This is a genomic window from Mesorhizobium sp. WSM1497 (genome assembly GCF_001672455.2).
Classification (GTDB): domain Bacteria; phylum Pseudomonadota; class Alphaproteobacteria; order Rhizobiales; family Rhizobiaceae; genus Mesorhizobium; species Mesorhizobium ciceri.
In genome coordinates this window covers 1377519-1403074 of record NZ_CP021070.1, presented here as the reverse complement: position 1 = coordinate 1403074, position 25556 = coordinate 1377519, and the positions used below count along the sequence as shown (strand labels likewise).

Annotated in this window: 23 protein-coding genes; 11 read left to right on the top strand and 12 right to left on the bottom strand. The window is 64.0% G+C overall.

Annotated features, from left to right (window positions below; genetic code table 11):
- Positions 1-597, top strand: a complete 597-nt coding sequence (locus tag A9K65_RS06855) for a TetR/AcrR family transcriptional regulator (RefSeq protein ID WP_064995891.1) — start codon at positions 1-3, stop codon at positions 595-597.
- 33 nt (positions 598-630) lie between these two features.
- On the opposite strand, the gene A9K65_RS06850 is transcribed toward A9K65_RS06855, so the two are convergent.
- The 3 genes from A9K65_RS06850 to A9K65_RS06840 form a co-directional block, all read right to left on the bottom strand.
- On the bottom strand, positions 631-1761 hold the full coding sequence (locus A9K65_RS06850) for a patatin-like phospholipase family protein (RefSeq protein WP_013529189.1): 1131 nt from the start codon (positions 1759-1761) through the stop codon (positions 631-633).
- Between the two features lie 49 nt (positions 1762-1810).
- A complete protein-coding gene (locus tag A9K65_RS06845; RefSeq protein ID WP_064995892.1) occupies positions 1811-2602 on the bottom strand; it encodes a 3-hydroxybutyrate dehydrogenase in 792 nt (263 codons plus the stop codon).
- A gap of 178 nt (positions 2603-2780) precedes the next feature.
- Positions 2781-3869: a citrate synthase/methylcitrate synthase gene (locus tag A9K65_RS06840; protein WP_064995893.1), complete on the bottom strand. Its 1089-nt coding sequence runs from the start codon at positions 3867-3869 to the stop codon at positions 2781-2783.
- A 92-nt stretch (positions 3870-3961) separates the two neighbouring features.
- Between A9K65_RS06840 and A9K65_RS06835 the strand changes: the two genes are divergently transcribed.
- Complete coding sequence (locus tag A9K65_RS06835; protein WP_064995894.1) at positions 3962-5101, top strand: citrate synthase; 1140 nt, start codon at positions 3962-3964, stop codon at positions 5099-5101.
- A gap of 21 nt (positions 5102-5122) precedes the next feature.
- Here the strand turns inward: A9K65_RS06835 and phaR are convergent, their stop codons facing one another.
- Together phaR and A9K65_RS36465 are read right to left on the bottom strand one after the other, a co-directional pair.
- Positions 5123-5734 carry a polyhydroxyalkanoate synthesis repressor PhaR gene (gene phaR, locus A9K65_RS06830; RefSeq protein ID WP_063169186.1) on the bottom strand — a complete coding sequence of 204 codons (612 nt, stop codon included), beginning with the start codon at positions 5732-5734 and terminating at the stop codon, positions 5123-5125.
- 84 nt (positions 5735-5818) lie between these two features.
- Positions 5819-5947 (bottom strand): hypothetical protein, encoded by a 129-nt coding sequence (locus tag A9K65_RS36465; RefSeq protein ID WP_255337222.1) that lies wholly within the window; start codon positions 5945-5947, stop codon positions 5819-5821.
- Between the two features lie 86 nt (positions 5948-6033).
- On the opposite strand from A9K65_RS36465, the gene A9K65_RS06825 reads away from it, so the two are divergent.
- The 6 genes from A9K65_RS06825 (at position 6034) to A9K65_RS06800 (ending at position 14181) form a co-directional block, all read left to right on the top strand.
- Positions 6034-7212, top strand: coding sequence for an acetyl-CoA C-acetyltransferase (locus A9K65_RS06825; RefSeq protein ID WP_064995895.1), 1179 nt, complete (start codon positions 6034-6036; stop codon positions 7210-7212).
- Between the two features lie 198 nt (positions 7213-7410).
- Positions 7411-8136 carry an acetoacetyl-CoA reductase gene (gene phbB / locus A9K65_RS06820; RefSeq protein WP_013529183.1) on the top strand — a complete coding sequence of 242 codons (726 nt, stop codon included), beginning with the start codon at positions 7411-7413 and terminating at the stop codon, positions 8134-8136.
- Positions 8137-8863: 727 nt separating this feature from the next.
- Positions 8864-12256: a helicase-related protein gene (locus tag A9K65_RS06815; protein ID WP_064995897.1), complete on the top strand. Its 3393-nt coding sequence runs from the start codon at positions 8864-8866 to the stop codon at positions 12254-12256.
- A 16-nt stretch (positions 12257-12272) separates the two neighbouring features.
- Positions 12273-12659, top strand: coding sequence for an RNA-binding S4 domain-containing protein (locus A9K65_RS06810; RefSeq protein ID WP_013529181.1), 387 nt, complete (start codon positions 12273-12275; stop codon positions 12657-12659).
- Between the two features lie 234 nt (positions 12660-12893).
- A complete protein-coding gene (gene fdxA / locus A9K65_RS06805; protein WP_013529180.1) occupies positions 12894-13232 on the top strand; it encodes a ferredoxin FdxA in 339 nt (112 codons plus the stop codon).
- 367 nt (positions 13233-13599) lie between these two features.
- Positions 13600-14181: a CarD family transcriptional regulator gene (locus A9K65_RS06800; RefSeq protein ID WP_013529179.1), complete on the top strand. Its 582-nt coding sequence runs from the start codon at positions 13600-13602 to the stop codon at positions 14179-14181.
- Between the two features lie 166 nt (positions 14182-14347).
- On the opposite strand, the gene A9K65_RS06795 is transcribed toward A9K65_RS06800, so the two are convergent.
- Entirely contained in the window at positions 14348-16117 is a 1770-nt protein-coding gene (locus A9K65_RS06795; protein ID WP_064995898.1) for an ATP-binding protein, read from the bottom strand.
- A 130-nt stretch (positions 16118-16247) separates the two neighbouring features.
- Between A9K65_RS06795 and A9K65_RS06790 the strand changes: the two genes are divergently transcribed.
- Positions 16248-16907, top strand: a complete 660-nt coding sequence (locus tag A9K65_RS06790; RefSeq protein WP_064995899.1) for a response regulator transcription factor — start codon at positions 16248-16250, stop codon at positions 16905-16907.
- A gap of 155 nt (positions 16908-17062) precedes the next feature.
- Positions 17063-17674: a LysE family translocator gene (locus tag A9K65_RS06785; RefSeq protein WP_024502939.1), complete on the top strand. Its 612-nt coding sequence runs from the start codon at positions 17063-17065 to the stop codon at positions 17672-17674.
- Between the two features lie 181 nt (positions 17675-17855).
- Here the strand turns inward: A9K65_RS06785 and A9K65_RS06780 are convergent, their stop codons facing one another.
- The 3 genes from A9K65_RS06780 to A9K65_RS06770 all read right to left on the bottom strand — a co-directional run bounded on the left by A9K65_RS06780 (position 17856) and on the right by A9K65_RS06770 (position 20203).
- Positions 17856-18626 (bottom strand): amino acid ABC transporter ATP-binding protein, encoded by a 771-nt coding sequence (locus A9K65_RS06780; protein WP_013529175.1) that lies wholly within the window; start codon positions 18624-18626, stop codon positions 17856-17858.
- Positions 18623-19303 carry an amino acid ABC transporter permease gene (locus A9K65_RS06775; protein ID WP_013529174.1) on the bottom strand — a complete coding sequence of 227 codons (681 nt, stop codon included), beginning with the start codon at positions 19301-19303 and terminating at the stop codon, positions 18623-18625. The genes A9K65_RS06780 and A9K65_RS06775 overlap by 4 nt, the downstream gene beginning before the upstream one ends.
- Positions 19304-19429: 126 nt before the next feature.
- Positions 19430-20203, bottom strand: a complete 774-nt coding sequence (locus tag A9K65_RS06770; RefSeq protein ID WP_064995900.1) for an amino acid ABC transporter substrate-binding protein — start codon at positions 20201-20203, stop codon at positions 19430-19432.
- A 322-nt stretch (positions 20204-20525) separates the two neighbouring features.
- Here A9K65_RS06770 and A9K65_RS06765 point away from each other — a divergent pair, with 322 nt between their 5' ends.
- A complete protein-coding gene (locus A9K65_RS06765) occupies positions 20526-21389 on the top strand; it encodes an RNA polymerase factor sigma-32 (protein ID WP_027162506.1) in 864 nt (287 codons plus the stop codon).
- A 24-nt stretch (positions 21390-21413) separates the two neighbouring features.
- Here A9K65_RS06765 and A9K65_RS06760 read toward each other — a convergent pair whose 3' ends face one another.
- The 3 genes from A9K65_RS06760 to thiP all read right to left on the bottom strand — a co-directional run bounded on the left by A9K65_RS06760 (position 21414) and on the right by thiP (position 25551).
- Entirely contained in the window at positions 21414-22883 is a 1470-nt protein-coding gene (locus A9K65_RS06760; RefSeq protein WP_024502938.1) for a M48 family metalloprotease, read from the bottom strand.
- Positions 22884-23141: 258 nt separating this feature from the next.
- A complete protein-coding gene (gene thiQ / locus A9K65_RS06755; RefSeq protein ID WP_063169190.1) occupies positions 23142-23933 on the bottom strand; it encodes a thiamine ABC transporter ATP-binding protein in 792 nt (263 codons plus the stop codon).
- Positions 23926-25551 (bottom strand): thiamine/thiamine pyrophosphate ABC transporter permease, encoded by a 1626-nt coding sequence (thiP, locus tag A9K65_RS06750; protein WP_064995974.1) that lies wholly within the window; start codon positions 25549-25551, stop codon positions 23926-23928. Before thiP ends, thiQ begins: the two co-directional genes overlap by 8 nt.
- Between the last annotated feature and the right edge of the window lie 5 nt (positions 25552-25556).

Sequence of the window (25556 nt, the reverse complement as noted above, 5' to 3'; positions counted from 1 at the left end):
ATGAACCAGATCGAAGACATCGCCACCGCCGATCCCAAACGCGCCCGTATTCTGGATGGCGCGATGAAGGTGTTTTTGGCCTATGGCTTCTCGCGCACCACCATGGACGACATCGCCCGTGCCGCCGACATGTCGCGCCCGGCGCTCTATCTCCTGTTCAAGAACAAGACCGACATTTTCCGCGCCATCGCCATGATGATCCTGTCACGCTCGGTCGAGGCGGCAAGGTTTGCCCTATCCGGCGACGGCCCTTTCACCGAGCGCATGATGCGAGCCATCGATGAGGCCTTTATCTTGATGATGAGCGCGGTCGTTGCCTCGCCGCACGGCGCCGAATTGCTGGACATGAAATCGAGCCTTGGCGATCTGGTGGGCTGCTGGCGCGGCGGGCTTGGCCAACACATCGGCGCCGCGATAGAGGGCGAGGCAGCCAGGAACGGCGTCGATCTGGCGGCCAGGGGCCTGTCGGCGCAACTGCTTGCCGACATGCTGCTCGACGGGCTGGAAGGCATGAAGGCGCGGATCAGAGATCCGGAAGGGCAGCGGCAGGCAGCCGCTGCCCTGATCAGGGTGATCGACCTGACCTTGAAAGCATGATTGCGGACCAATCGATGCACATCGATTGGTCGCTCAGGCGCGCCGGCGCTCTGCCTCCGGGTTCTTGCGGGCCGCAAGAAATTCCTTGACCCGCCGGCCGGGTGCCGGACCGCGCACCGGCTTGTAGCCGTCATCCAGTTCGCCGGAGAGATCGAGCGTCGGTCGCTTGCCGACGGCGTCGTAATTCTCTTCCAGCCAGTCGCTGGCGGCGGTGCGGCCGAGATCTCTGAGGTAGGTCAGAAACGCCCATTCGGCGTTGACCTTCGAGGACGCCGACAGGTCCTTGAACGCCTCGTCGGCATCGATGCGGTGCATGCGGATGTCGCGGTACTCGCCATGTGGCAGACGGCCGGCGGCGATCAGCTCCTTGACGAAGGCAATCGAGCGGAATTCGCGCAGCAGCCCGGCGTTGAAGGTGATCTCGTCGATGCGGTTCTGGATCTCGTTGGCGCTTCTTGGTGTTCCCTCGCGCACCACCGGATTGATCTGCACCAGAAGCACGTCCTCGGTCGCAGCCGTCTTGAAGAACGGATAAAGCGCCGGATTGCCGCCATAGCCGCCATCCCAATAGGGCACGCCCTTGATCTCGACGGCGCGGAACAATTGCGGCAGGCAGGCCGAGGCCATCACCGTATCGAGGTCGATCTCCCCGTCGGAAAAGACGCGCAACTGTCCGGTCTCGACATTGGTCGCCGAGATGAACAGTTCCATCGACTTGCAGGCGCGGACGTTCTCGAAATCGATCTCCTGCTGCACCACGTCGCGCAGCGGATTGAGGCCGAGTGGGTTGGCGACATAGGGCGAGAACACCCGCGACATGGTGTCGAAGAAGAGATAGCCGGGCGTGTTCTCGATCGACCAGTTGCCCCAGGCGACGTCCCACGGCATGCGCTGCACCGGGCTGAACCGCCCCTTGGCCGCCACCGCGCGCCAGAAATCGTCAAGTTTTTGCCGCGCGCCTTCGACACCGCCGCGCACATATCCGTCGGCCAGCGCCACCGCGTTCATGGCGCCGGCGCTGGTGCCGGACACTGCTGATATCTCCAGCCGTCCGTCCTCCAGCAGCCGGTCGAGCACACCCCAGGAAAAGGCCCCGTGCGAGCCGCCGCCCTGAAGCGCTACGTTGATCTTCTTCGTCTCCTCCGCCTTGCCGTTCTTGGTCATGGCGTCGTCCTTGATCTGTCCCTTTGGGTGGATGAGAGAGTTTTGCGCCTCACGCGGCGGTCCAGCCGCCATCGACCGAGAGATGCGTGCCGTTGACCTGCGCCGCCGCGTCCGAGCACAGGAACACCGCCGCTGCCGCGATCTGCTCCACCGTGACGAATTCCTTGGTCGGCTGCTTGTCCAGCATGACCTCACGGATGACGGTCTCGCGGTCCATCTGATGGGCTTTCATCTGGTCGGGGATCTGCGCCTCGACCAGCGGCGTCAGCACATAGCCGGGGCAGATGGCGTTGCAGGTGATTTTTTCGCGCGCCAGTTCGAGCGCAACGGTTTTGGTCAATCCCATGATGCCGTGCTTGGCCGAGACATAGGCCGATTTGAACGGCGACGCGACCAGGCCATGCGCCGAGGCGATGTTGACGATCCGGCCGCCGCCGGCCTTTTTCATCTGCGGGATGGCGGCCGCGATGGTGTGGAACGCCGACGACAGGTTGATGGCAATGATGGCGTCCCATTTCTCGATCGGAAACTCTTCCACCGGCGCGACATGCTGGATGCCTGCATTGTTGACGAGAATATCGACCGAACCGAATGTCTCGGCCGCCTTGGCGATCAGCGCCCGGCATTCGGCCGGCTTCGACATGTCGGCCTTGATATAGGCCGTCTTCACCTTGTGCCGTCTGGCGATCGCGTCAGCGATGGCGTGGTCGGCAGCCGTGTCGGAGAAGGAGTTGACGACGACATTATGGCCTTCGGCCGCCAACGCCTGGGCGATGGCCAGGCCAATGCCCGATGTGGAGCCGGTGATGACTGCGGTTTTTCTGGCGGCCAAGGTCGAAATCCTCTGGTTGCGGCAAGAGCGATCTTATGTTGCAGTGCAGCATATATGCTCAATGCGACGCAATAACAGCGGCCAGAATTTTTCGACGAGATGAAATTTTCGTCATGGGCGGCCACACGGCCGCTCACCAGGAGGATCCTGATCGGATCGGTGTCGCTCGCCAGGCGCCGAAAGAACCTCAGGCGACCAGGTCCGGCACCGGCCCGACATAGCGCGACTGCGGTCGGATCAGCCGTCCAGTCGTCTGCTGTTCACGCGCATGCGCGATCCAGCCGGCCACGCGCCCGGCGGCAAAGACATTGCTGAAAGCTTGCGGCGGAAAGCCCGCCGCTTGCAGCACCAGCGCGGTGTAGAACTCGACATTGGTCTGCAGCGAACGCTGCGGCTTTGCGATCCTAAGCACCTCGAGCGCCGTTTGCTCGACGGTCTCCGCAAAGGCCAGCCGGCGACCGGTTTCGCCCTCGCCGCCGAGTTGCCGCACCACGGCCTTCAGCACATCGGCGCGCGGATCGCGCACACGGTAGATGCGATGGCCGAACCCCATGATGCGCCTGCCGCGCGCGATCTCGTTGCGCAGCCAGCCGGCGGCATCGCCATGCGCCTGGATCGCATCCAGCATCTCGATGACGGGGCCAGGCGCGCCACCATGCAGCGGCCCTTTGAGCGCGCCAAGCCCGGCCAGCACAGAGGATGTCTGGCCGGCCTGCGTGGAGGCGACCACGCGCGTCGCAAAGGTCGATGCGTTGAGGCCATGGTCGCAGACGGTCACCAGATAGGTGTCGAGCGCTTTTGTGAGCGCCGGCGAGGCGACGCGACCACTCAGCATCCTCAGCATGTCGGCGGCATGATCGGTGCGGCTGTCCGGCGCGATCGGCTGCTCGCCGCGCCGCAGGCGCAGCAGCGTCGGCGTCAGCACGGCGGGCGCCGCGATCAGCAGCAAGGCGTCGGTCAAGGTCTCGCCATCCGGCAGCTGCGCGATGCCGGCGCGCATGGCGCTGTAGACATCGAGGGGCGCCAGCAAAGGCAGCGAGGGCAAGAGCCGTTCGAACACGTCCGCACGCGCCTGTCCCAGCGCCCGCGTCAGTTGCGCATCATCGGGAAGGTCGTTGAAAAAGCCATCCAGCAGCAGCCTAACCACCTGGGCATAGTTCCAACGGCCGGCCAGTTCCGGCAGCGAATGACCTCGGATCGTCAGACGGCCGCCAAGACCATCCACATCGGAAAGCACGGTTTCCGCCGCCACCACATCATCGAGCCCATTCGCCATAGCCTGTCTCCTTGAAGCATTTCCGGATCGGAGATAGAGATGGGCAACGTTTCCATCAATCTTGATCAATAGAATCAATATCAGGGCTCGATATGTCCGAGTGGTTGTCCCGGGAAGAGGCGCTGGAGAGGCTCAAGGTGCGGGCGCAGACGCTGTACGCCTATGTCAGCCGTGGGCGCATCGGCATGCGGCCCGACCGCGCCGATCCGCGCCGCAGCCAGTACCGCGCCGACGATATCGCCGCACTGGCGACCCGCCGGGCGCGCGGCCGCAGCCCGTCAGTCATCGCCGAAAGCGCCATCGCCTGGGGCGAGCCCTCGATCGTAACGGCGATTTCGACCGTCTCGCACGGTCGGCTCATCTATCGCGGGCAGGACGCCGCAGTGCTCTCCGGGCACGCCACACTGGAAGAAGCCGCCGCCGTTCTCTGGGCTCTGCCGAAACCGGTGGCTTTCGAAGCAGCGTCGCCGGACGCACCCCATCAAGCTGGCCGAGCCTCGGCCTTTGCGCAACTTGCCGTGCTTGCCGGCCAGGGGCGCCCGTCGCTCGGGCGCAGCGCCGCCTCGCTGCATGCCGATGCCGCGCACGCGGTCGGCGTGCTGGCCGCCGCGCTGGGCGCACCGGCGGGATCAAATCCCGTCCATCGGCGGCTTGCGCAGGACTGGTCGGTGGATGCCGGCCGCGCCGATGCGATCCGCCGTGCGCTTGTCCTGCTTGCCGATCATGAACTGAATGCGTCGACCTTCGCCGCGCGCGTCGCAGCCTCGACCGGCGCGCCGCTGGCCGCTTGCCTGCTGGCAGGGCTCGCGACGCTGTCAGGCCCGCGCCATGGCGGCGCCGGCGAGGCGGTGATGCAACTGGCGGAGGATGCGGCGCGGCATGGCGCCGATGCGACGATCCGGCGCTGGCTCAGCCATGACCGGCCGCTGCCGGGGTTCGGTCATCAGCTCTATCCTGACGGCGACCCCCGCGGGGCGGCGCTGCTGTCGGTGATCGAGGTTGACGGCACACTATCGTCGCTGCGCGACGCTGCCTTTGCGGCGACCGGCGCGCTTCCCAACATCGACTTTGGGCTGGCCGCGCTGACGCGCAGCCTAGGCTTGCCGCGCGATGCACCGTTCCGCCTGTTCGCGCTCGCACGCAGCGTCGGCTGGGCCGCGCACACGGTCGAACAGATAACAAGCGGAAGTGTCATCCGGCCGCGCGGCCGCTATGAGGGCGTGCTGGTGTAAGGCCGCAAGAACGCCAGGCGCTCAGGACATCGTGTCGAGCTTGCGCTGCATGGCCGCGATCTGGTCCTTCAGTTCCTGAAGATCGTCGGGCTTGTCAGGCGTTTCCTTCCTGGCCGGCTCGGGCGACGTCGCAGCGGCTGGCGCGGAGCCAGCGGGCGGGAACGGCGTGAACAGCCGCATCGCATTCTGGAACATTTCCATGTTGCGGCGCGTCTGTTCCTCCAGCGCCTTGATCGGCGTGGTGATCTTCATCATGTCGAGCGGCGACTTGCCGAGCGCCCCCTTCATCTGCTCGCGAAAGCGCTCCTGCTCCTTGGAAAAGGCAAGCATCGACTGTTCGAGGAAGCTCGGGACGATCATCTGCATCTGGTCACCGTAATAAGCGATGAGCTGGCGCAGGAACGGGATCGGCAGCATGTTCTGCCCGTCCTTGTTCTCCAGTTCGAAGATGATCTGGGTCAGCACCGGATGCGTGATGTCGTCGCCGGTCTTGGCGTCCTGGACGGTGAACTCCTCGCCCTTCTTGACCATCTCGGCGAGGTCCTCGAGCGTCACATAGGTGCTGGTGCCGGTGTTGTAGAGGCGGCGATTGGCGTATTTCTTGATGATGATCGGATCGTCTTTAGCGGCCATCTACATCCTCCCGGGGACACCGGCGCGCCTCTGAGTAAGCCGCCGATAACGATTGTGCCTTTTTTGAGGATATGCGCAAAAGCCTCACAATTCCAAGCAGTTTGTGCAGTGCGGGATCACTAAATGCTGCATGGCAGGCAAAATATGCTGCGCAGCAATGGACGAATGGCCGCCATGGCAAGGCATGGCCTGCTTGCGGCGCATGGGCGCCATGCCCATTTCCGGTTTGACTTGGGGTTGGGAAAGGGCAAGAAAAGTCCCCAACGACAGAGCAACACCCTTGAAGTCTGGAGAAGAAAATGTCCGCTTCCATCGTCATTGCCAGTGCGGCGCGCACGCCGGTCGGCTCCTTCAACGGCGCTTTCGCCGCCACCCCGGCGCATGAGCTCGGCGCCGTCGTCATCACGGAATTGCTGTCACGCGCCGGCGTCGAACCAGGCGAGGTCGACGAGGTCATCCTCGGCCAGGTGCTGACCGCCGCGCAAGGCCAGAACCCGGCCCGCCAGGCATCGATCAATGCCGGCCTGCCCAAGGAAACCACCGCCTGGGGCCTCAATCAGGTTTGCGGCTCGGGCCTGCGCGCCATCGCGCTCGGCATGCAGCAGATCGCCATCGGCGATGCCAAGGTGATCATCGCCGGAGGCCAGGAATCGATGTCGCTTTCGACGCATGCCCAGCACCTGCGCGCCGGCGTCAAGATGGGCGACTTCAAGCTGATCGACACCATGATCAAGGACGGGCTGTGGGACGCCTTCAACGGTTACCACATGGGCAACACAGCCGAAAACGTCGCGCGTCAGTTCCAGATCACCCGCGAAGACCAGGACCAGTTCGCGCTCGCCTCGCAAAACAAGGCCGAGGCCGCGCAGAAGGCCGGCAAGTTCAAGGACGAGATCGTCGCCGTCACCATCAATGGCAAGAAGGGCGACACCATCGTCGACCAGGACGAATACATCCGCCACGGCGCCACGATCGACGCCATGACCAAGCTGAAACCGGCTTTCGACAAGGACGGCACGGTAACCGCCGCCAACGCCTCCGGCATCAATGACGGCGCCGCCGGCGCGCTGCTGATGAGCGAAGCGGAAGCGGTGAGGCGCGGCATCACCCCGCTGGCGCGCATCGTGTCCTGGGCAACCGCCGGCGTCGATCCGCAGATCATGGGCACCGGACCCATTCCCGCCTCGCGCAAGGCCTTGGAAAAGGCCGGCTGGTCGGTCGGCGATCTCGACCTGGTCGAGGCCAACGAAGCCTTTGCGGCGCAGGCCTGCGCCGTCAACAAGGACATGGGCTGGGATCCCTCGATCGTCAACGTCAATGGCGGCGCCATCGCCATCGGCCATCCGATCGGTGCGTCCGGCGCTCGCGTCTTCAACACGCTGGTCTTCGAAATGCGCCGGCGCGGCGCCAAGAAGGGTCTGGCTACCCTGTGCATCGGCGGCGGCATGGGCGTCGCCATGTGTGTCGAAGCACTCTGAAGAAAGTCACTAAACGGGCGGCGTGCATGCATGTCGCCCAAAAGTGCGCAGCGGTTTTGGGAACACCGACATGCATAAAACCAAACAGCTGAAGCGCATCGCCTGAACCTACTTCAGCGCGACGCGCTTTAGCCGCCCGTTCTGTATCCAGTGCCTGCCAAGCCCGACAACAGGGCGATATCAAAAAAGGGGAAATGCATGACCAAGGTAGCAATCGTCACAGGCGGATCGCGCGGCATCGGCGCGGCGATCTCGATCGCATTGAAGACCGTCGGCTATTCGGTTGCGGCGAACTATGCCGGCAATGATGCCGCAGCGGCGAAATTCAAGGCTGAGACCGGCATTCCGGTCTACAAATGGTCGGTCGCCGACTATGATGCCTGCGCCGCCGGCATCAAGCAGGTCGAGGCCGATCTCGGCCCGGTCTCGGTGCTGGTCAACAATGCCGGCATCACCCGCGACGCCATGTTCCACAAGATCACGCGCGAGCAGTGGAAAGAGGTCATCGACACCAACCTGTCCGGCGTCTTCAACATGACGCATCCGCTGTGGAGCGGGATGCGCGACCGCAAGTTCGGCCGCATCATCACCATCTCCTCGATCAACGGCCAGAAGGGCCAGGCCGGCCAGGTTAACTATTCCGCCGCCAAGGCCGGCGATATCGGTTTCAGCAAGGCTCTCGCCCAAGAGGGGGCGCGCGCCGGCATCACGGTCAACGTCATCTGTCCCGGCTATATCGCCACCGAGATGGTCAAGGCGATCGACGAGAAGGTGCTCAACGAGCGCATCATTCCCCAGATTCCTGTCGGCCGCCTCGGTGAGCCCGAGGAAATCGCGCGCTGCGTCGTCTTCCTCGCATCCGAAGATGCCGGCTTCATCACCGGCTCGACCATTACGGCCAATGGCGGCCAGTATTTCGCCTGACGACGGCGATGTAGGCGCAGAGATCGACGGGCCGGCGCGCCGGCCCGTTTTCGTTGGCGCCATGGTCCTTCGAAGTGACAGCACGGCTGCTGACCCAATCCGGCACGCAGAGGCTAACAGCGGCCCGGCCGGCCTGTGCGAAACCTGCTTCCAAGCCTGTGGATTCTCGGTGGATAAGCTGTTCACAACACAAGATATTGGGGTGAACAAAACGGGAAAATTCCGCTATCGCTGATTCGTCGCCGATTCGTTCCGGCTTTGAGCTGAACGTTAACGACGACAGCCGGAATCGCCTGCTAGTTGCTTAACGCGGATTAAGAAAGATCAACAATTTCATAACCTTGGTCGAGGCATGCCAAGCCACTGTGATCGTTTATCGACAAAGGTTAATGGCAATGCCCTCTTAGCACGAAACGGGCCAGTTCAGCGATTCAGCATGTGGTGCGTGTCGTGGTCGCGAAATCCACATATAGCCGTGAACAAAAGCTGAATCTGCAGGAGTCACTGATTCGTCGCCGATTCGTTCCAGACTCGTTCTATCCGTTAATCCGCATCTGATTGAGAGCTTGACAGAACCACCTTCTGGCCGCCGACGGAACATTCCGCTTTCGCTTCGCGCCCGAAATCCCTATGTGTCGCCTGTCATACGCGCCCATTTGAGGCACGCTCCCGACAACCAGAGGCCAGAAGCCTTATCTCCAGGTCCCGGAAGCCTTATTCTAGGTTGATGAACATCCAGCCCAAACACACTGAGCCGCTGATCCTGTCGGGCCGCGACGTGACCGCCGTGCTCGGGCCGACCAACACCGGCAAGACCCATCTCGCCATCGAGCGCATGGTGGCGCATGAGAGTGGAATCATCGGCCTGCCGCTCAGGCTTCTGGCGCGCGAGGTCTACGCCCGCGTCTGCGAAAAGGTCGGCGCCCACAAGGTTGCGCTGATTACCGGCGAGGAAAAGATCCAGCCACCGGGCGCCAAATATTCGGTCTGCACCGTCGAGGCCATGCCGCGCGAGACCGACGCCGCCTTCGTCGCCATCGACGAGGTGCAGCTCGCCGGCGACCTCGAGCGCGGCCACATCTTCACCGATCGCATCCTGCACCTGCGCGGCCGCCAGGAAACGCTGCTGCTGGGCGCCGCCACCATGCAAAGTATCCTGCAGCGCCTGCTGAGGGGTGTCTCGGTGGTGACGCGGCCGAGGCTGTCGCATCTTGCCTATGCCGGCTCCAAGAAGCTGACCCGCCTGCCGCGGCGCACGGCGATCGTCGCCTTTTCCGCCGACGAGGTCTACGCCATCGCCGAGTTGATCCGCCGCCAGCAGGGCGGTGCCGCCGTCGTGCTCGGCGCGCTCTCGCCGCGCACCCGCAACGCCCAGGTGGCGCTGTTCCAGTCCGGCGATGTCGACTACCTCATCGCCACCGATGCCATCGGCATGGGTCTCAACCTCGATCTCGACCACGTCGCCTTCGCCCAGAATCGCAAGTTCGACGGCTTCCAGTACCGCAATCTGACGGCGGCCGAGCTTGGCCAGATCGCCGGCCGCGCCGGCCGGCATCTGCGCGACGGCACGTTCGGTGTCACCGGCCAGGTCGACCCGCTGGACGAGGATCTGATCAAGAAGATCGAAGGCCACGACTTCGACCCGGTGAAGGTGCTGCAATGGCGCACCGCACATTTCGACTTTGCCAGCCTCAACGCGCTGAAGCGCTCGATCGAAACCAACGCCCCGGTCGAGGGACTGACACGGGCATTGCCTGCCGTCGATGCACAGGCGCTCGAGCATCTGTCGCGCGACGAGGACATCCGCGCACTCACCACCAATGCCAAGCGCGTGGCGCTGCTGTGGGAAGCCTGCGCGCTGCCCGACTACCGCAGGATCGCGCCGGCCCAACATGCCGACCTCATTGCCTCGATCTACACGGACCTCGCACGCCACGGTCATGTCGACGAGAATTACATGGCCGAGCAGGTGCGCCGCGCCGACACAACAGAGGGCGACATTGATACGCTCTCGCATCGCATTGCCCAGATCCGCACCTGGACATTCGTGTCGAACCGGCCCGGCTGGCTGGCCGATCAGGCACACTGGCAGGAAAAGACGCGCGAAATCGAAGACAGATTGTCGGATGCGCTGCATGAGCGGTTGACGAAACGCTTCGTAGACCGCAGGACTTCCGTCCTCATGCGGCGCCTTAGAGAAAATACCATGCCTGAAGCCGAAATTAGTTCTACCGGAACCGTCCTTGTCGAAGGCCACCATGTCGGCGAGCTGCAAGGGTTCCGCTTCACCGCCGACCAGACCGCCGGCGGCGAAGACGCCAAGGCGGTGCGCACCGCTGCCCAGAAGGCGCTGGCCGCCGAGTTCGAGGCGCGCGCCGAACGCTTCGGCGCCTCGGCCAATGGCGATATCGCGCTCGGGTCGGATGGCACGCTGCGCTGGATCGGTGCGCCGATCGGCACGCTTGTATCAGGCGAAGACGCGCTGAAGCCGCGGCTGGTGCTGCTGGCCGACGAACAGCTGACCGGCCCGGCGCGCGACAAGGTCGCCGCGCGTGCCGAGCGTTTCGTCAATTTCCAGATCGAGTCGCTGCTGAAGCCGCTGGTCGACTTGAAAAATGCCGACCAGATTTCCGGCATCGGCCGTGGCATCGCCTTCCAGCTGGTCGAGAATTTCGGCCTCATCAACCGCCGCGACATCGCCGAGGAGATGAAGTCGCTCGACCAGGAAGGCCGCGCAGCCCTTCGCCGGCTTGGCGTGCGCTTCGGCGCCTACCATGTCTTCGTGCCGGCGCTGATCAAGCCGGCGCCTGCCGGGCTGGTGACGCTGCTGTGGGCGCTGAAGAACGACGGCAAGGACAAGCCAGGTTTTGGCGACGTGGTCCATGCGCTCGCCTCGGGTCGCACCTCGGTGGTCATCGACCCCGCCTTCGACAAGACCTTCTACAAGCTTGCCGGCTACCGCAATCTCGGCCGTCGCGCCGTGCGCATCGACATCCTGGAACGGCTGGCGGATCTGATCCGTCCGGCGACCAACTGGAAGCCCGGCCTCGGCCAGCGCCCGGACGGCGCCTATGACGGCCAGTCCTTCATGGTGACGCCGCCGATGATGTCGATCCTCGGCGCCACCGCGGACGACATGGAAGAGATCCTCAAAGGTCTCGGCTACCGTGCCGAGCCGAAGCCGGCCGTCGAGGTCAAGGCGCGGCTCGAAGCACAGGACAATGCCGCGCGCGAAGCAGCGATGGCGAAGCTTGCGGCGGAAGAGGCTGCACGAGCCGAGCAGACCAAGGCGGCGGACGCCGCAGCAGAGGCAGCAGTCGAAGGGTCGGAGCCGGCATCGGACGCAGTGGCCGTTTCGGAAACGGCGGCCGAAATGACCTCCGACGCCGCGGCGGAACCTGCTGCGCCTGCCGTGGGAGAACAGGCGGACGCTCCGGTCGAAACCGTGCAAGACGAAGCGCCTGTTGCCGAGGCTGCTGCTGAACCGGCACCGGTTGAACCGCAGGCAGAGGCTGAAGCTGCCGAGACTGAAGCCGCAGCGGCAGAAGAAGTTGCACCGGCCGAGCTGGTGTCAAATGCCGCGCCGGCAACGGACGCCGCGCCGGACGAACCCGTGACGGTGACTGAAGCAGCCACCGGGGAACCCGCCCCGGAAGCCGAAGCGCCAAAACCCATCCTGTTGTGGCGTCAGGGTCGTTTCGAACAGCGCCCGCGCAACCGCGACGACAACCGCAGGAACAATCGCCCACGCAACGGACAAGCGCGCGGCCGAAGCGATGCGCCTGCGGACGCCGGCGCACCGAACGCCGCTGCACCCGGAGAGCGTCCGGCCCATGAAGGACGGCGCGATGGAGCCGGCAAGCCGCGCTTCGACCGCTCGAAGTTCAAACCCAAGCCGCAGGCCGAAGGCGAACAGCGACGTGACAGGCCGCAGGGCGAGCGTCCCGACCGCCGCGAAGGCCGTCCCGACTGGAAGGGTGGCAGGCCGGATGGCAAGGGTGGTCCGCAAGGCGGCAAGCCCGCCTTCCAGCCAAAGCCGCGCGAGGAGCGCCCGGTGCGTTTCGATCCGGATTCGCCCTTCGCCAAGCTCGCCGCTCTGCGCGACCAATTGAAGAAGTAGAACCCGGCTCGCTTCGATGGTTGCCGAAGGCCGCCAGCGCATCGACAAATGGCTGTTCTTCTCCCGCGTCGTGAAATCGCGCTCGCTGGCGGCGAAGTTGGTCGTCGCCGGCCGGGTCCGCATCAATCGCGACAAAGCAGCGCAGGCTTCCGATCAGGTCAAGCCAGGCGACGTCCTGACCATCACGCTCGAGCGGCGCATCTTCATCTGGAAGGTCCTCGGCGCGGGTGCGCGACGCGGCCCGGCCGAGGAAGCCCGTACGCTCTACGAGGATATGTCGCCACCGCCCGCACCGAAGGGCGAAGCCCCTCCCGATGCAATTCCGGGGCTGCGCGAGGCCGGCAGCGGCCGCCCGACCAAGAAGGAACGTCGCCAGACCGACCGATTGCTCGGCGAAGATTGATGCCTGGCGTCCAAAAACAGGCGGCGCTTGCCAGGATAACGACGTGTTTGAAGCAAAACTGAACCCGGCAAACAGGAAGCCCTGCATGAGGTCGCCGGCCTCTGGGGCGCCGGCTGCCTGGAATTCCATTTCGAAACGCTGATGCCGACAGGAATGGCTGCCCTTGCAAGCAGCGGCCAAAGGCGTTACCTGACGGAAAAAGCCCAACAAAATGGGACGTCCCGGAGCCGACCGATGACCTATGTCGTGACCGACAATTGCATCAAATGCAAATACATGGACTGCATCGAGGTCTGTCCGGTCGATTGTTTCTACGAAGGCGAGAACATGCTCGTCATCCATCCCGACGAGTGCATCGACTGCGGTGTTTGCGAGCCGGAATGCCCGGCCGACGCGATCAAGCCCGACACCGAGCCCGGCCTCGACAAATGGCTGCAGGTCAACACTGAATACGCCGAGAAATGGCCTAACATCACCGCCAAGAAGGAACCGCCGGCAGACGCGAAATCCTTCGACGGCGAGGCCGGCAAGTTCGAGAAATACTTCTCCGCCGAGCCCGGCGAAGGCGATTGACAATACGGCCGCAGAGGCCGGTATTACGCAGGGTAAGAGGCACGTCACATTAACCGGCTTGACAGCCGGCGCCGGGTTGTGGCCTTCGCGTATGCAGCAAAACCTTGATTCTTCCGACTTTTTGTGTTACATCAGCGAAACATGCCGGTGACACAACGTCGATTTATGGCGCAGACGCCCCAAATCACTGAAAGGTGAAAATCCCATTCGGACCAGAGCGATCTGGGCCAGGCGGTCGCGATGTTGCGGTTTGCCGGTCCGGCTTTTCCGATGGGTTCATCTGTTGTGCGGCTAACGGTCGGTTTCTCCGATCGCGCGAGTTCGGGCCGGCAGGACGCCGGTACCACAACAAGGAGTTCAGTGCGCAATGGCAACGATCACCCCGCAGAAGAAGTCCACCGCTGCGCGTCACGGTTTCAAGACCGGCGAGTACATCGTCTACCCGGCGCATGGCGTCGGCCAGATCGTCTCGATCGACGAGCAGGAAGTTGCTGGACACAAGCTGGAACTGTTCGTCATCGACTTCTCGAAGGACAAGATGCGCCTGAAGGTGCCGGTCGCCAAGGCGACCTCCATCGGCATGCGCAAGCTGTCGGAAGAGGATTATGTCGAGCGCGCGCTGAAGGTCGTGCAGGGCCGCGCCCGCGTCAAGCGCACCATGTGGTCGCGCCGCGCCCAGGAATATGATGCGAAGATCAATTCGGGCGACCTGATCTCGATCTCGGAAGTCGTGCGTGACCTCTACCGCGCCGACAACCAGCCGGAGCAGTCCTATTCCGAGCGTCAGCTCTACGAGGCGGCGCTCGACCGCATGGCCCGCGAGATCGCGGCCGTCAACCGCATGTCGGAAACCGAAGCCGTGCGCCTGATCGAGGTCAACCTCAACAAGGGCCCTAAGCGTGGCGCCAAGGCCGACAATGAAGAGGCCGAGCAGGAAGAAGCTGCCTGATCTTTCTCACCTTTCGAGAAATCCTGCCAGAAACGATTGGAGGCTCCGGTTTGACCGGGGCCTCTTTTGCTTTCGGGCGGCAGCTTCGAGGTTGGTAGGCCCTGCGCATCAGCATGCTGCATCGCGGCTTGCCGGCACACCGAGCCGTCGAGCGCGCGTTTTCGTTTTAACGTGTGTCGCCACTTATCGCCTTGCCGCCAAAGCAGACCGCGGCAATGGTCTCGCGCAATTCCTCGTCGGCGATCGGCTTGTGCAGGATGCGGCTGCCGCTGGCGCTGATCTCCTTGAGGCGCGCCGGCGACGTATCGCCAGTAATGATGATGGTCGGGACAAGCCAGCCGATATGGGCGTGAAGCGCACGGATCGCGTCGGTGCCGGTGGTGTCATTCTCGAGACGGTAGTCTGCGATGATCAGGTCGACCGGCGCATCGCCGGCAGCCAGCGCCGCCGTATGGGCCTCCTGCGCCTCTGCGGCGGAGCGGCCGGGATAGACACGATGTCCCTCCAGGCTGAGCAAGCGCACCATGGCATCGAGAACGTCGCCCTCGTCCTCGACCACCATGATGCCGGCGGCACTGCTGGCCGGCGATGTCGTGTCGACCTCCAAGCGAGCTTGCACCGCGCCGGCCTTCGCGACGGTGATGGAAAACAGGGAACCGCGCCCGGACGTCGAAGCCAATTTCAGGGGGTGCCCCAACAGCTCGGCGGTGCGGCGAACGATGGCGAGCCCGAGTCCCAAGCCTTGCGTGCGGTCCCGCGCCGGGTTCTGCAACTGCACGAACTCCTCGAAGACCATCCCCTGCTGATCGGCGGGGATGCCGGGGCCGCTGTCGAGGACCTGTATCTCCACACATGCGCCGCGCCGGCGACAGCCCAGCAGGACACCACCTTGCTTGGTGTAGCGAAGGGCATTCGAGACCAGGTTGTTGAGGATGCGCTTCAACATCATCGGGTCGCTGTCGACGTAGAGACTGCTGTCTACCACCCGCCACGTAAGTCCGCGTTGTTTTGCCTCGGCGGCGAATTCATTGCGAAGATCACCAAAGAGGTCGCGCAGCGGCACCGCCTCGCTCGCGACCGTGACGATGCCCGCATCGAGCCGCGAGATATCGAGCAAAGCGTTGAGCAGCCCACTGAAGTTGCTGACAACCGATTTCGCCCGGCTGGCCAGATCGCGCGCCTCGCCGGAGGGTACGTCGCCGCGCTGCCCCAATATGGCAAGCGTCGAGACCAGCAGGCTCAGGGCATGGATCGGTTGGCGCAGATCGTGACTCGCCGCCGCCAGAAAACGCGTCTTGGCACGGTCGGCGGTCTGCGCCCTGTCGCGTTCCTCTTGCAGGTGCTCGACCAGCGTTTCGTTCTCCAGTCGCAGGCTGACGGTTTCGCGCAGCATGCGGTAGGTGATACGGCAGTAGTAGAAATTGATCGCCACCAGCGATGCGAGCAGGAACAGGAAGGCGCCGGAAATATCGCTTTGGGTGGTCAAGCAGCGCAAGGCGACCGGCACCACCGTGGCCAGGATGGAACCGACCAGCGCCGGCGGAAAGGCCGACAGCGACGGCACCGTACCGCAGACGAGACCAGTCAGGACGATGACCGTGAAGGACAGCACGATCGGCGCCTCGGGCATAAAGCCGACCCAGCCAAGCACCCCCCACAGAAGGCCCGACATACAGGAAAACGCCGTGGCCAGCCATGCCCAGTGCAAGATCGAGCCGCGATCCCTTGAGCGGCTGAAAAAACGGCGCGACGCCAGCACCCGGATAGCCGTCAGCAGATACAGCGCCGCCAGCCAGCCGGTCAGCCAATTGGCGGAAACGGCCGTTCTCAGAACATAGACCGCCGCCATCGAGATCACGATGTTGGAGATGACCACGCCGTAGGAATTGCGATACAGGAGTTCGACCAGGGCCTGGCGTATCTTGTCTTCCTGCATCGAATCCCTCCAATTGTCCCAAGTAATTCTCCGGCCGGTCTTCCCCGGTACCGTTGATCTACCGGCAACCTGTTTCGCATAAGTTGGCGATCGATCCATATACGCCGCTGCAGCCCTGGATGGTGCCCCGATGAACCGCTCGCTCACCGCCATACTCGCCGACGACCATGCCATCGTGCGCGAGGGGCTGAAGCTGCTTATCTCGGCTATGGACAATATCTCGGTCGTCGCCGAGGCTGCGGATGCCGAGGCGCTGCTTGGCCAGCTGCGAAGCACGCGCGCCGACCTTTTGATCCTCGACCTCGGCATGCCAGGTGTGACCGGGATGCAGTTTATCGCCACCATCAGGACCTTGGCGCCACGCCTGCGGATCGTGGTGCTGACGGCCAATGTCGAGCCGAGGACAGTACGCGCCGCGCTCAGCGCCGGCGCCAACGCCTACCTGACCAAGGATGGCGATCCAGAGGAACTCGGCGCTGCCATCGAAGCGGTCAAGAACGGAGGCACCTATCTGGCGAAAACCGTTCGCTTCGCGGTCAGCGATATAGGCAGGGAAAGCGAGCCGATAGCCGCGCAGGAAATCCTGTCCCCGGTACCGCTGACGCGGCGCGAACGGCAGATCCTTCAACTGGTGGCGCAAGGCATGATCACGCGCGACATCGCCGAACGACTGGGCATCAGCCTGCCGACCGCTCGCAAACATCGCGAAAATCTGATGGGCAAGCTCAGTCTCCACAACACCGCCGAACTGACCGCCTACGCGGTTCGTCTGGGATTGCCCACCGGCTGATATCGCAGCCGCGACAATGGGCAACCCGGCAACGTCCCCTTAACCATCGGCAGATTAGCCAAACCCGATCATCATCCAAATACGGCATCCGCCGTATGTTTTCGGCCTGCCCCCCGGCCTACTCCTCCCACGGCTTGATCATGGGAGGAGCTGTCATGCCATCGCTGGATCTCTGGATTCCGTTCGCCCTCGCAACGCTCGCCTTCGCCTGCATGCCAGGACCGGCGATTCTCTACATGACAGCGCAGACGCTGGCCCATGGCCGTCAGGCCGGATTGATGGCGGCACTGGGTGTCCATCTTGGTTGTTACGTGCACATCCTGGCCGCGGCGGTCGGGCTCGCCGCACTGATGGAACACGCGCCGGTCGCTTTCTTGGTGATCCGATGGGCGGGCGCCGCATATCTCATTTCGCTGGGCCTTGCCATGTTCCTGGGCTGGAACCGGATGGGTGAGGATGGTGCCAGGCCGGCCCCGAATACATTTCGCGACAGCATGGTCGTCGAGATCCTCAATCCCAAGACGGCACTGTTCTTCCTGACCTTCCTGCCGCAGTTCGTGGATCCGTCAGCCGGCATGGCCGTCGGGTTGCAGTTCCTCATCCTCGGCATCATCGTCAATCTCATCTTCTCGATGGCCGACCTTGCGGCGGTCGGCATCGCCTCGCTCGCCGTTGGCCGGTTCACTGGCGCCGGATGGGTGATCCCCAAGACATGCGGTTCGATCCTCATCGGACTTGGCGTGGCGCTCGTCAGCCATCATATCTGAACCTGCAAATGAAGAGCCGCGATTTCGGGGGAGATCTGACGGTGAAATTTCAGCGGCTGCTGGCGGCAAGGCCCGATATGCCGAAGGATGGCTGACGGCCTGCTCGCGCATCCGGCAAGATATACCGGAACCGGCGCGCCTTCGGGGCCATCGCCCGAATTCTACAGACCCTAGGCCGCGCCTACCCGCCGCCGCCTTCCTTCTCAGCCTCCTGCTTCAGCGTCGCAATGAACCGCTTCGTCCGTTGCTGCTCCGGATTGTTGAACAGCACCGCGGCCGGTCCCTTCTCGACGACGACGCCGGCATCGAGGAACACCACTTCCTTGGCGATCTTGGAGGCGAGGCGCAGATCATGCGTCGCCATCACCATGGTCGTGCCTTCACTGGCGAGCTTGCCAAGCACGTCGACCACCTCTTGCGCCAGTTCCGGGTCGAGTGCCGAGGTCGGCTCGTCGCAGAGCAGCACTTTCGGCGACGGCGCCAAGGCGCGGGCGATCGCCACGCGCTGCTGCTGGCCGCCCGACAGCGTCGCCGGCCAGGCGTCGGCCTTGTGCGCCATCCCCACCTTCTCCAGCAGAGCCAGCGCCCGCTCGCGTGCCCTCTCAGGCGCCCATTTCAGCACCGTCACCAGCCCTTCCATGACGTTCTCGATCGCGGTGCGATGCGGAAACAGCTGGAAGTTCTGGAACACCATGCCGGTCTGCAGCCGCAGGCGCTGGATATCCCTGGCCGGAACCCTGCCACCAGGATGGAATTCGAGCGTCTCGTCGCCGATGCGCACCGTGCCCGAGGTCGGGATCTCCAGGAGGTTGATGCAGCGCAGCAGGGTGCTCTTTCCCCCGCCCGACGGGCCGACCAGCGCAGTGACGCTGCCTTCGGCAATGGTGACCGTCACGCCCTTCAACACGAGATTGTCGCCAAAGCGCTTTTCGATGTTGCTGAGGCCGATCATGAGCGTGCCTCCAGGAAGCCGCCATAGCGGTTGAGCCGGGTCTCCAGCCGCGTCTGCAAGGCCGACAGCACCGAACTCAGCGCCAGATAGAGGATCGCCGCCTCGACATAGAGGATCAGCGGCTCATAGGTGGTGGCGACGATGCGCTGCGCCGCCTGGAACATCTCCGGCACGGTGATGGCGGCGGCCAGCGACGTATCCTTGACCAATGAGATGAAGGTGTTGGAAAGCGGCGGCACCGCGACCCGGCCGGCTTGCGGCAGGATGGTGCGCCGCATCGCCTGGCTCCAGGTCATGCCGATCGAATAGGCCGCTTCCCATTGGCCCTTCGGCACCGAGCCTATGGCCGCGCGGATGATTTCCGACGTGTAGGCGCCGATGTTGAGCGTGAAGCCGATCAACGCCGCCGTGAAGGCGTCGAGCAGGATACCGACCGACGGCAGGCCGTAGAAGATAAGGAACAGCTGCACCAGCAGCGGCGTGCCGCGGAAGATCCAGACATAGAAGCGCACCAGCGCGACCAGCGGTTTCGGACCAAACAGCCGGGCAAGCGCCGCACCCAACCCAACGGTCAGCCCAAGGACGAAGGACAACAGCGTCAGCGGCACGGTGAAGATCAGCGCCGCCCACAACAGCGAAGGCAGCGACTCCAGCATCAGTTGCAGCCAGTGCGGCACGTAACATCCTCCAAATAAGTCGAGGCTTCGTCGAGGCGCGACATATCACGACAAAAGCGGCGGACCGTCAAAGACGGCTCGCCGCTCGATATGTCCTGTGGGCCGCGGAGCGGCCCGCCTCATAGATTACTTCGAAACGTCCTGGCCGAAATAGGTGTCGGAGATTTTCTTATAGGTGCCGTCGGCCTTGATGTCGGCCAGCGCCTTGTTGATCGCCGCGACCAGCTCCGGATCGCCCTTGCGCACGATGACGCCGGAATAGTCGGCGTTTTCCTCTTGCGCGGCGATCTTCACATTGGCGTCGGGCTTTTGCTTCTTGAAGTCGAGGAACGACAGGCTGTCATTGATCGTGGCGTCGGCACGGCCTGTCAGAAGCAGCTGGATCGATTGGTCGAAGCCATCGGTGCCGACCAGCTCGGCGCCGTTCGTTTCGGCCAGCTTGCCGAAATTCGAGGTCAGCGACTGCGCCGACTTCTTGCCCTTGAGATCGGCAAAGGTCTTGATGTCTGTGTTGTCGCCGCGCACGATCAGCACCGCCTTGGAGGCGATGTAAGGATCGGAGAAGTCGTACTTGGCCTTGCGGGCATCGGTGATGCCGACCTCGTTGATGACGGCGTCATAGCGATTGGCGTCGAGGCCGGCGATCAGCCCGTCCCACTTGCCTTCGAGGAATTCGACCTTGACGCCGAGCTTGTCGGCGATCGCCTTGGCGATTTCGACGTCGAAGCCGACCAGTGCGCCCGAAGTGTCATGATAGGTGAATGGCGCATAAGTGCCTTCCGTGCCGACCTTGATGACCCCGGCCTGCTTGATCTGGTCGAGATTGGCGCCGGCATGGCCTGCGGTGACAGCCAAGGCCTGCAGCGTTCCGGCGATGATGAGCGACTTGAGCCATTTCATTTTTCTGTGATCCCGTCCTTGGCCGGCCGACCGGCATATTGTGAGCGCTGGAAACTGACAGATGCAAGCCGAAAAAATAAGGAGCAGAATTCCAAAAACAACCAGTTTCTGAAATCGCATACTCAAACTGGCGCTTTCCAGCCGACACCAGAACTGTCGCGGATCATCCCCGGAGCCCGTCGGGCAACACAATCCCGCAGCCACGGTCGCGGAACCTTTCCCGCGCATGGCAGTTCTGGCTGTTCTAGGGCACGGCGCCGCCATTTCAACCCGGGCGCCAGCCAAGTTTGCAAAGTCATCCGCACCACCCAGGGAGCGCCTCATGATGGAAGACACGGCAGGACGGATCATGGTCCGCGCGGCAATGAAGGCTCCCTACCTCGAACGTGACGAAGAGCATCGGCTTGCATTGCTCTGGAAAGAGGACAACGACCAGAACGCGCTGCACAGCATCACCGTCGCGCATATGCGGCTGGTCATTTCCATGGCCTCCAAATTCCGCCATTACGGCCTGCCGCTCGGCGACCTGGTCCAGGAGGGTCATGTCGGACTGCTCGAGGCCGCCGCCCGCTTCGAGCCGGAGCGCGAGGTGCGGTTCTCGACCTATGCGACATGGTGGATCCGGGCCTCGATGCAGGACTACATCCTGCGCAACTGGTCGATCGTGCGTGGCGGCACCAGCTCGGCGCAGAAGGCGCTGTTCTTCAACCTGCGACGCCTGCGCGCGCGGCTGGCGAATGGCGCCGAGCCACTGTCAAACGCAACGCTCTATCGCGAAGTATCGGAAGCACTCGGCGTCTCCGAAGCCGACGTGGCGATGATGGATTCGCGGCTGTCGGCTCCCGACTCCTCACTCAACATGCCGGTTGCCGACGATGCGGGTTCGACCGAGCGCATGGATTTCCTGGTCTCGGACGATCCGCTGCCCGACGAGATCGTCGGCGACAAGATCGATGTCGCGCGCCGCTCGCTCTGGCTGAGGGAGGCGCTTCGCGCGCTCAACGCACGGGAGTTGAGGATCATCGAGGAACGCCGGCTTAACGACGAGGGCGCGACGCTGGAAGCGCTCGGCGAAACCCTCGGCATCTCCAAGGAACGCGTCCGCCAGATCGAGGCCCGCGCCATGGAAAAGCTGAAGGTCGCGTTGGTGAAGCAGAATCCGGAGTTCATGGCGACTGCCGCCTGAACGGCGGCAGGCGTCCGGAGGTGCCTACTTGTCCGTGACGATCTTGACCTTGTCGCCGGCCGAAACCGCCGCACCAGGCGACAGCGCGTTGAGGACGCGGAACAGGTCGAGCTTACGGTCGACGCCGACCATCTGCGCCGAAAGCGAACCCATCGTCTGCCCAGGCTGGACAGTGACGACGCGGATGCGCAGCGGCTTCAGCGCCGCCTTTTCGGCGGCACTCAAGATCCGGAACGAGCCGCTGACCGAGCGGGCGATTGTGTCCAGCGACGTGCTGGCCGAAGGGGCCGCGGTCAGCAGCCGGTAGACCTGGCCGCCGGCGCGGATCACCGCAATGTCGAACTGCCAGCCTTCGGCGCCGGCATGCGCGGTCGCTGCCTCGTTGCCGTTGATGGTTTCCTGCCTGACGCTGCTGTCGACGAGACCAGCCACCCAGCCGCTGCGGATATAGTCCGTCAGCGCCCGGTTCTTGTCGATCGACACGCCATCGAAACGGATCGCTATGTCGCCGGGGCCGGTGGCCGTCACCGCTGCCGCCGAATTGTCGATGATGAAGCCGTCCGGTACCGTGAACGAAACGCCAAGGCCCGGATGCAGGAAGGTTTCGCCGCGCACATAGCCTTCTTCCGGCGTGTCGCCATAGAGCAGGCCGTCTATGCCGGCGAGGAAGGAATCGCGGTCGCGCGTGCCGACGCCCGGCGCGCCGAACTGGCGGGCATGGCGCTGCGCCAGATCGATGCGCTGCGGCGTATTGGGGTGCGTGGCCAGGAAGTCGAGGCTGGCGTCGGTGGCGCCGCTGATCGAGCGGAAATCCGTGTAGGCCGACATTGATTGCAGGAAGCGGCCGGCGGCGAAAGGATCGTAGCCGGCCTCGCCGATCGACTTGATGCCGATGGCGTCGGCTTCCAGTTCCTGGTTGCGCGAGAATTGCGCGAGCCTCAGCTTGCCGCGGATCAACGCCGCCTTGGCGGTCGGGCTGTCGCCGAGCACATCGGAAACCACCTTGGTCGCCAAGCCTTCCTCTGCCTCGAGTTGCTGGCGCTGCAAGCCGTGATTGGCGGTGACGTGGCCCATCTCATGCGCGATGACAGCGGCAAGCTCGGCCGAATCATTGGCCAGCGCCAGGAGGCCGCGCGTGATGTAGAGATAGCCGCCCGGCAGCGCGAAGGCATTGACATTGGGCGAATTCAAAATGGTGATGCGATAGGTCTGTGTCGGGTTGGCGGACACCACCGTCAAACTACCGACCACCTTGGCGACCATGCGCTCGAGCTTGGGATCGGAATATTCGCCGCCATAGGTCGCCAGGATGCGCGGATGCTGCGCCCTGGCCAATTCGGCGAGCTTGTTGTTGGCGCCGACATTGTCCACCGTGATCGGCTTGTCGGAAGGCTGGAAGCCGGATTCCTGAACTTCCGGCGGCGTGAACATCTGGCAGCTTGCCAACGCCACGGCAAAGCCGGCCAGCGCGAGAAAGCGCGCCAGCGGTTTCATTCCCAATGTGTTAGCGCCGATCGCCAGAACGGCTTCCTTTCGGGTCCCGGCACATGACATTGAAAATCGGGGACGATCTTCAGAATGTTCACGTGCCATATCTCAAACTGCTGCAGTATCCGCGGCCCATCCCAGGGGCGGGCGCCGGATACTGCAGGCAAATCACGGCCTGTGCCGGACCGGTAGGGCGGACCTAGCCACACTCCCCCGGTCATGGCAAGCAAACGCCACATCGCCTGGAGCCGGTTTGACCGTAAATTATGTCCGCTTCCGGGCAACATCGCGTGATGTGGAATATCCGGCACCCGCGCCGATATAGCGCCGGAACGCCTCCGGACCAGCCCCGGCGAAGAAATCATCAGCCTTGCCGGTGGCGGCGACCAACCCATTGTCGACAAACACCATATGCTCGCCGATGCGGCGTGCATCCTCCGGCTGGTGGGTGACGAATAGCACTGTCATGGCGCGTTCGGCATGAACGGCGGCAACCAGGTCCAGCATCTCGTCGCGCAAAGCCGGTCCGAGCGAAGCGAAGGGCTCGTCGAGCAGCAACACCGGTCGGTCGCGCACCAGCACGCGGGCCAGGGCGACGCGCTGACGTTCGCCCCCGGAGAGCTCGCGCGGCAGGCGTTTCTCCTTGCCCGCAAGACCGGTGCGCGCAAGCGCCTCGGCGACCGCGGCGCGGTCCGCCTCGGTCAGCCGCAGGGATGGCGAGCGGCCGAGCCCGACATTCTGCTCGACGGAAAGATGCGCGAAGAGATTGTTCTCCTGGAACACCATCGACACCGGCCGCGCCGAGGCCGGCTCGGCGCTGACATCGACACCGCCGACCAGCACGCGGCCCGACCGTGGGGTCTCGAAGCCGGCGACCAGATTGAGCAGTGTCGACTTGCCCGAACCGCTCGGCCCCATGATGGCGGTGATCGTCGCCGCGGCAAACTCGACATCGAAAACAAGCGGCGCCTCGCCATAGCTGCCATAGCTGAACGACACTTTGTCCAGCCGCACCGGCGCGCCCTTCGCGAGCCCGTTGGCCGCCTTTTCACGCATCACGGACCTCCTCCCTTCCCAGCCAGTGCGCCGCCACGATCAACGCGAGACAGACGAGGCCGAGCAGCAGTGCGAGGCCGGCGGCATCCTCGGTGCGGTAGCTGCCCATCCGAACCAGAAGAAGGTAGGGCAATGTCTGCACGGAATCACTGCCGAACAAGGCAATGACACCGAGATCGCCGAGCGACAGCGCCATGGCGAAAGCGAAGGCCGTGGTGAGCGGTCGCCGCAGCGACGGCCAGTCGACCAGCATCAGCCGGTTCCAGCCCGCAATGCCGAGCTGTGCACAGAGCCGTTCGTGACGCTCGCTCGCTGCATCATAGGCGGGACGCACGGCGCGGAGCGCAAACGGCATCGCCATCACCGCGTTGACGGTGACGACCATGACCGGGGCGATGGCGAAGACATCGCCGACATGGCGCAACAACAGGAACCAGCCGGCGCCGACGACGATCGGCGGCACGACCAGGACAAAACCGGCGCCTGTATCGGTCGCGTGTTCGAGCAGTGTCTTTGCGCCGGCACGGCGGGTCAGCGCCAGCGCCCGCCGCGCCATGGTCAGCGCCAGCGACAGCATCACCGAAAGCAGCGCCGACAGGAAGGCGAGCGCCGCACTGGTCAGCGTTGCCTGCCGGACAGTGGCCTCGCCGGCCAAGCGGGCGAGATCGGCACTCAATCCGGCCATCACGGTTGCCGCCATCGGCCCGACAACGAACAGCAGCGCCAGGACGATGAGTAGCGCGTTCAACCAGGTCTCGCTCCGATTGACCGAGAGATAGCGGCGTTGCGCGACCGGCAAATTGGTATCGCCGACCACATTGGCGCCTAGCCGCGTCAGTGCCAGCACCACGATAAAGGTCAAGGCGATCTGCAGCAGCGTCAGTGCAACGGCCCGTGCGGGATCGAAATCGAAGCGCAGCGCCTGGTAGATGCCGACCTCAAGCGTCGTCGCGGCCGGCCCGCCGCCGAGCGTCAGCACGATCGTGAAGGATGTGATGCAGAGCATGAACACAAGCCCGGCGACGCCGGGCAGTGCGGCGCGCAGCGTTGGCCATTCGATCAGCCGGAACGCCGGCCGCGCCGCCATGCCGAGTTGGCTCGCCAGCCGCCATTGGTCGGCCGGTATGGTCTGCAGCGCCTCGAGGAACAGCCGCGTCGCCAGCGGCAGGTTGAAGAAGACATGGGCGACGAGAATGCCGGACAGGCCATAGATGCCCGGCCAGCTTCCGCCGCCGATAACGGCAAGCACGCCGGCGAAATAGCCGGCACGGCCATAAAGCGCCAGGATGCCGAGCGCTGCAACGATGGCCGGCAGCGCCAACGGCACGGCGAAGATCTGCAGGATGAAGGCGCGGCCGAAGAAACGTGGATGCCGCGACAGAGCGCGCGCCACAAACAGCCCCGGGATGACCGAAAGCAGCGTCGACAGGACCGCTTGCCAGAGCGTGAAGCGAATGACGCGAAGCAGATAGGGATCGAAGGCTGCCCAGGCGCCCGAGAAATCATGGGCGCCCTCGAAAAGCAGGCCGGCAAACGCGCCGCCGATCAGCAGCGCGATTGCAGCGAGCGCTACAATGCCGGCACTGACGCGGGAATCCGTGGAATGCGCCGGCGCCATCGCGC

Coding starts and splice junctions, on each gene's coding strand:
- A9K65_RS06855 (WP_064995891.1), top strand. CDS start 1: ATGAACCAGATCGAAGACATCGCCACCGCCGATCCCAAACGCGCCCGT.
- A9K65_RS06850 (WP_013529189.1), bottom strand. CDS start 1,761: ATGACCAAGAACGGCAAGGCGGAGGAGACGAAGAAGATCAACGTAGCG.
- A9K65_RS06840 (WP_064995893.1), bottom strand. CDS start 3,869: ATGGCGAATGGGCTCGATGATGTGGTGGCGGCGGAAACCGTGCTTTCC.
- A9K65_RS06835 (WP_064995894.1), top strand. CDS start 3,962: ATGTCCGAGTGGTTGTCCCGGGAAGAGGCGCTGGAGAGGCTCAAGGTG.
- phaR (WP_063169186.1), bottom strand. CDS start 5,734: ATGGCCGCTAAAGACGATCCGATCATCATCAAGAAATACGCCAATCGC.
- A9K65_RS36465 (WP_255337222.1), bottom strand. CDS start 5,947: ATGGCGCCCATGCGCCGCAAGCAGGCCATGCCTTGCCATGGCGGCCAT.
- A9K65_RS06825 (WP_064995895.1), top strand. CDS start 6,034: ATGTCCGCTTCCATCGTCATTGCCAGTGCGGCGCGCACGCCGGTCGGC.
- phbB (WP_013529183.1), top strand. CDS start 7,411: ATGACCAAGGTAGCAATCGTCACAGGCGGATCGCGCGGCATCGGCGCG.
- A9K65_RS06815 (WP_064995897.1), top strand. CDS start 8,864: ATGAACATCCAGCCCAAACACACTGAGCCGCTGATCCTGTCGGGCCGC.
- A9K65_RS06810 (WP_013529181.1), top strand. CDS start 12,273: ATGGTTGCCGAAGGCCGCCAGCGCATCGACAAATGGCTGTTCTTCTCC.
- fdxA (WP_013529180.1), top strand. CDS start 12,894: ATGACCTATGTCGTGACCGACAATTGCATCAAATGCAAATACATGGAC.
- A9K65_RS06800 (WP_013529179.1), top strand. CDS start 13,600: ATGGCAACGATCACCCCGCAGAAGAAGTCCACCGCTGCGCGTCACGGT.
- A9K65_RS06795 (WP_064995898.1), bottom strand. CDS start 16,117: ATGCAGGAAGACAAGATACGCCAGGCCCTGGTCGAACTCCTGTATCGC.
- A9K65_RS06790 (WP_064995899.1), top strand. CDS start 16,248: ATGAACCGCTCGCTCACCGCCATACTCGCCGACGACCATGCCATCGTG.
- A9K65_RS06785 (WP_024502939.1), top strand. CDS start 17,063: ATGCCATCGCTGGATCTCTGGATTCCGTTCGCCCTCGCAACGCTCGCC.
- A9K65_RS06780 (WP_013529175.1), bottom strand. CDS start 18,626: ATGATCGGCCTCAGCAACATCGAAAAGCGCTTTGGCGACAATCTCGTG.
- A9K65_RS06770 (WP_064995900.1), bottom strand. CDS start 20,203: ATGAAATGGCTCAAGTCGCTCATCATCGCCGGAACGCTGCAGGCCTTG.
- A9K65_RS06765 (WP_027162506.1), top strand. CDS start 20,526: ATGATGGAAGACACGGCAGGACGGATCATGGTCCGCGCGGCAATGAAG.
- A9K65_RS06760 (WP_024502938.1), bottom strand. CDS start 22,883: ATGAAACCGCTGGCGCGCTTTCTCGCGCTGGCCGGCTTTGCCGTGGCG.
- thiQ (WP_063169190.1), bottom strand. CDS start 23,933: ATGCGTGAAAAGGCGGCCAACGGGCTCGCGAAGGGCGCGCCGGTGCGG.
- thiP (WP_064995974.1), bottom strand. CDS start 25,551: ATGGCGCCGGCGCATTCCACGGATTCCCGCGTCAGTGCCGGCATTGTA.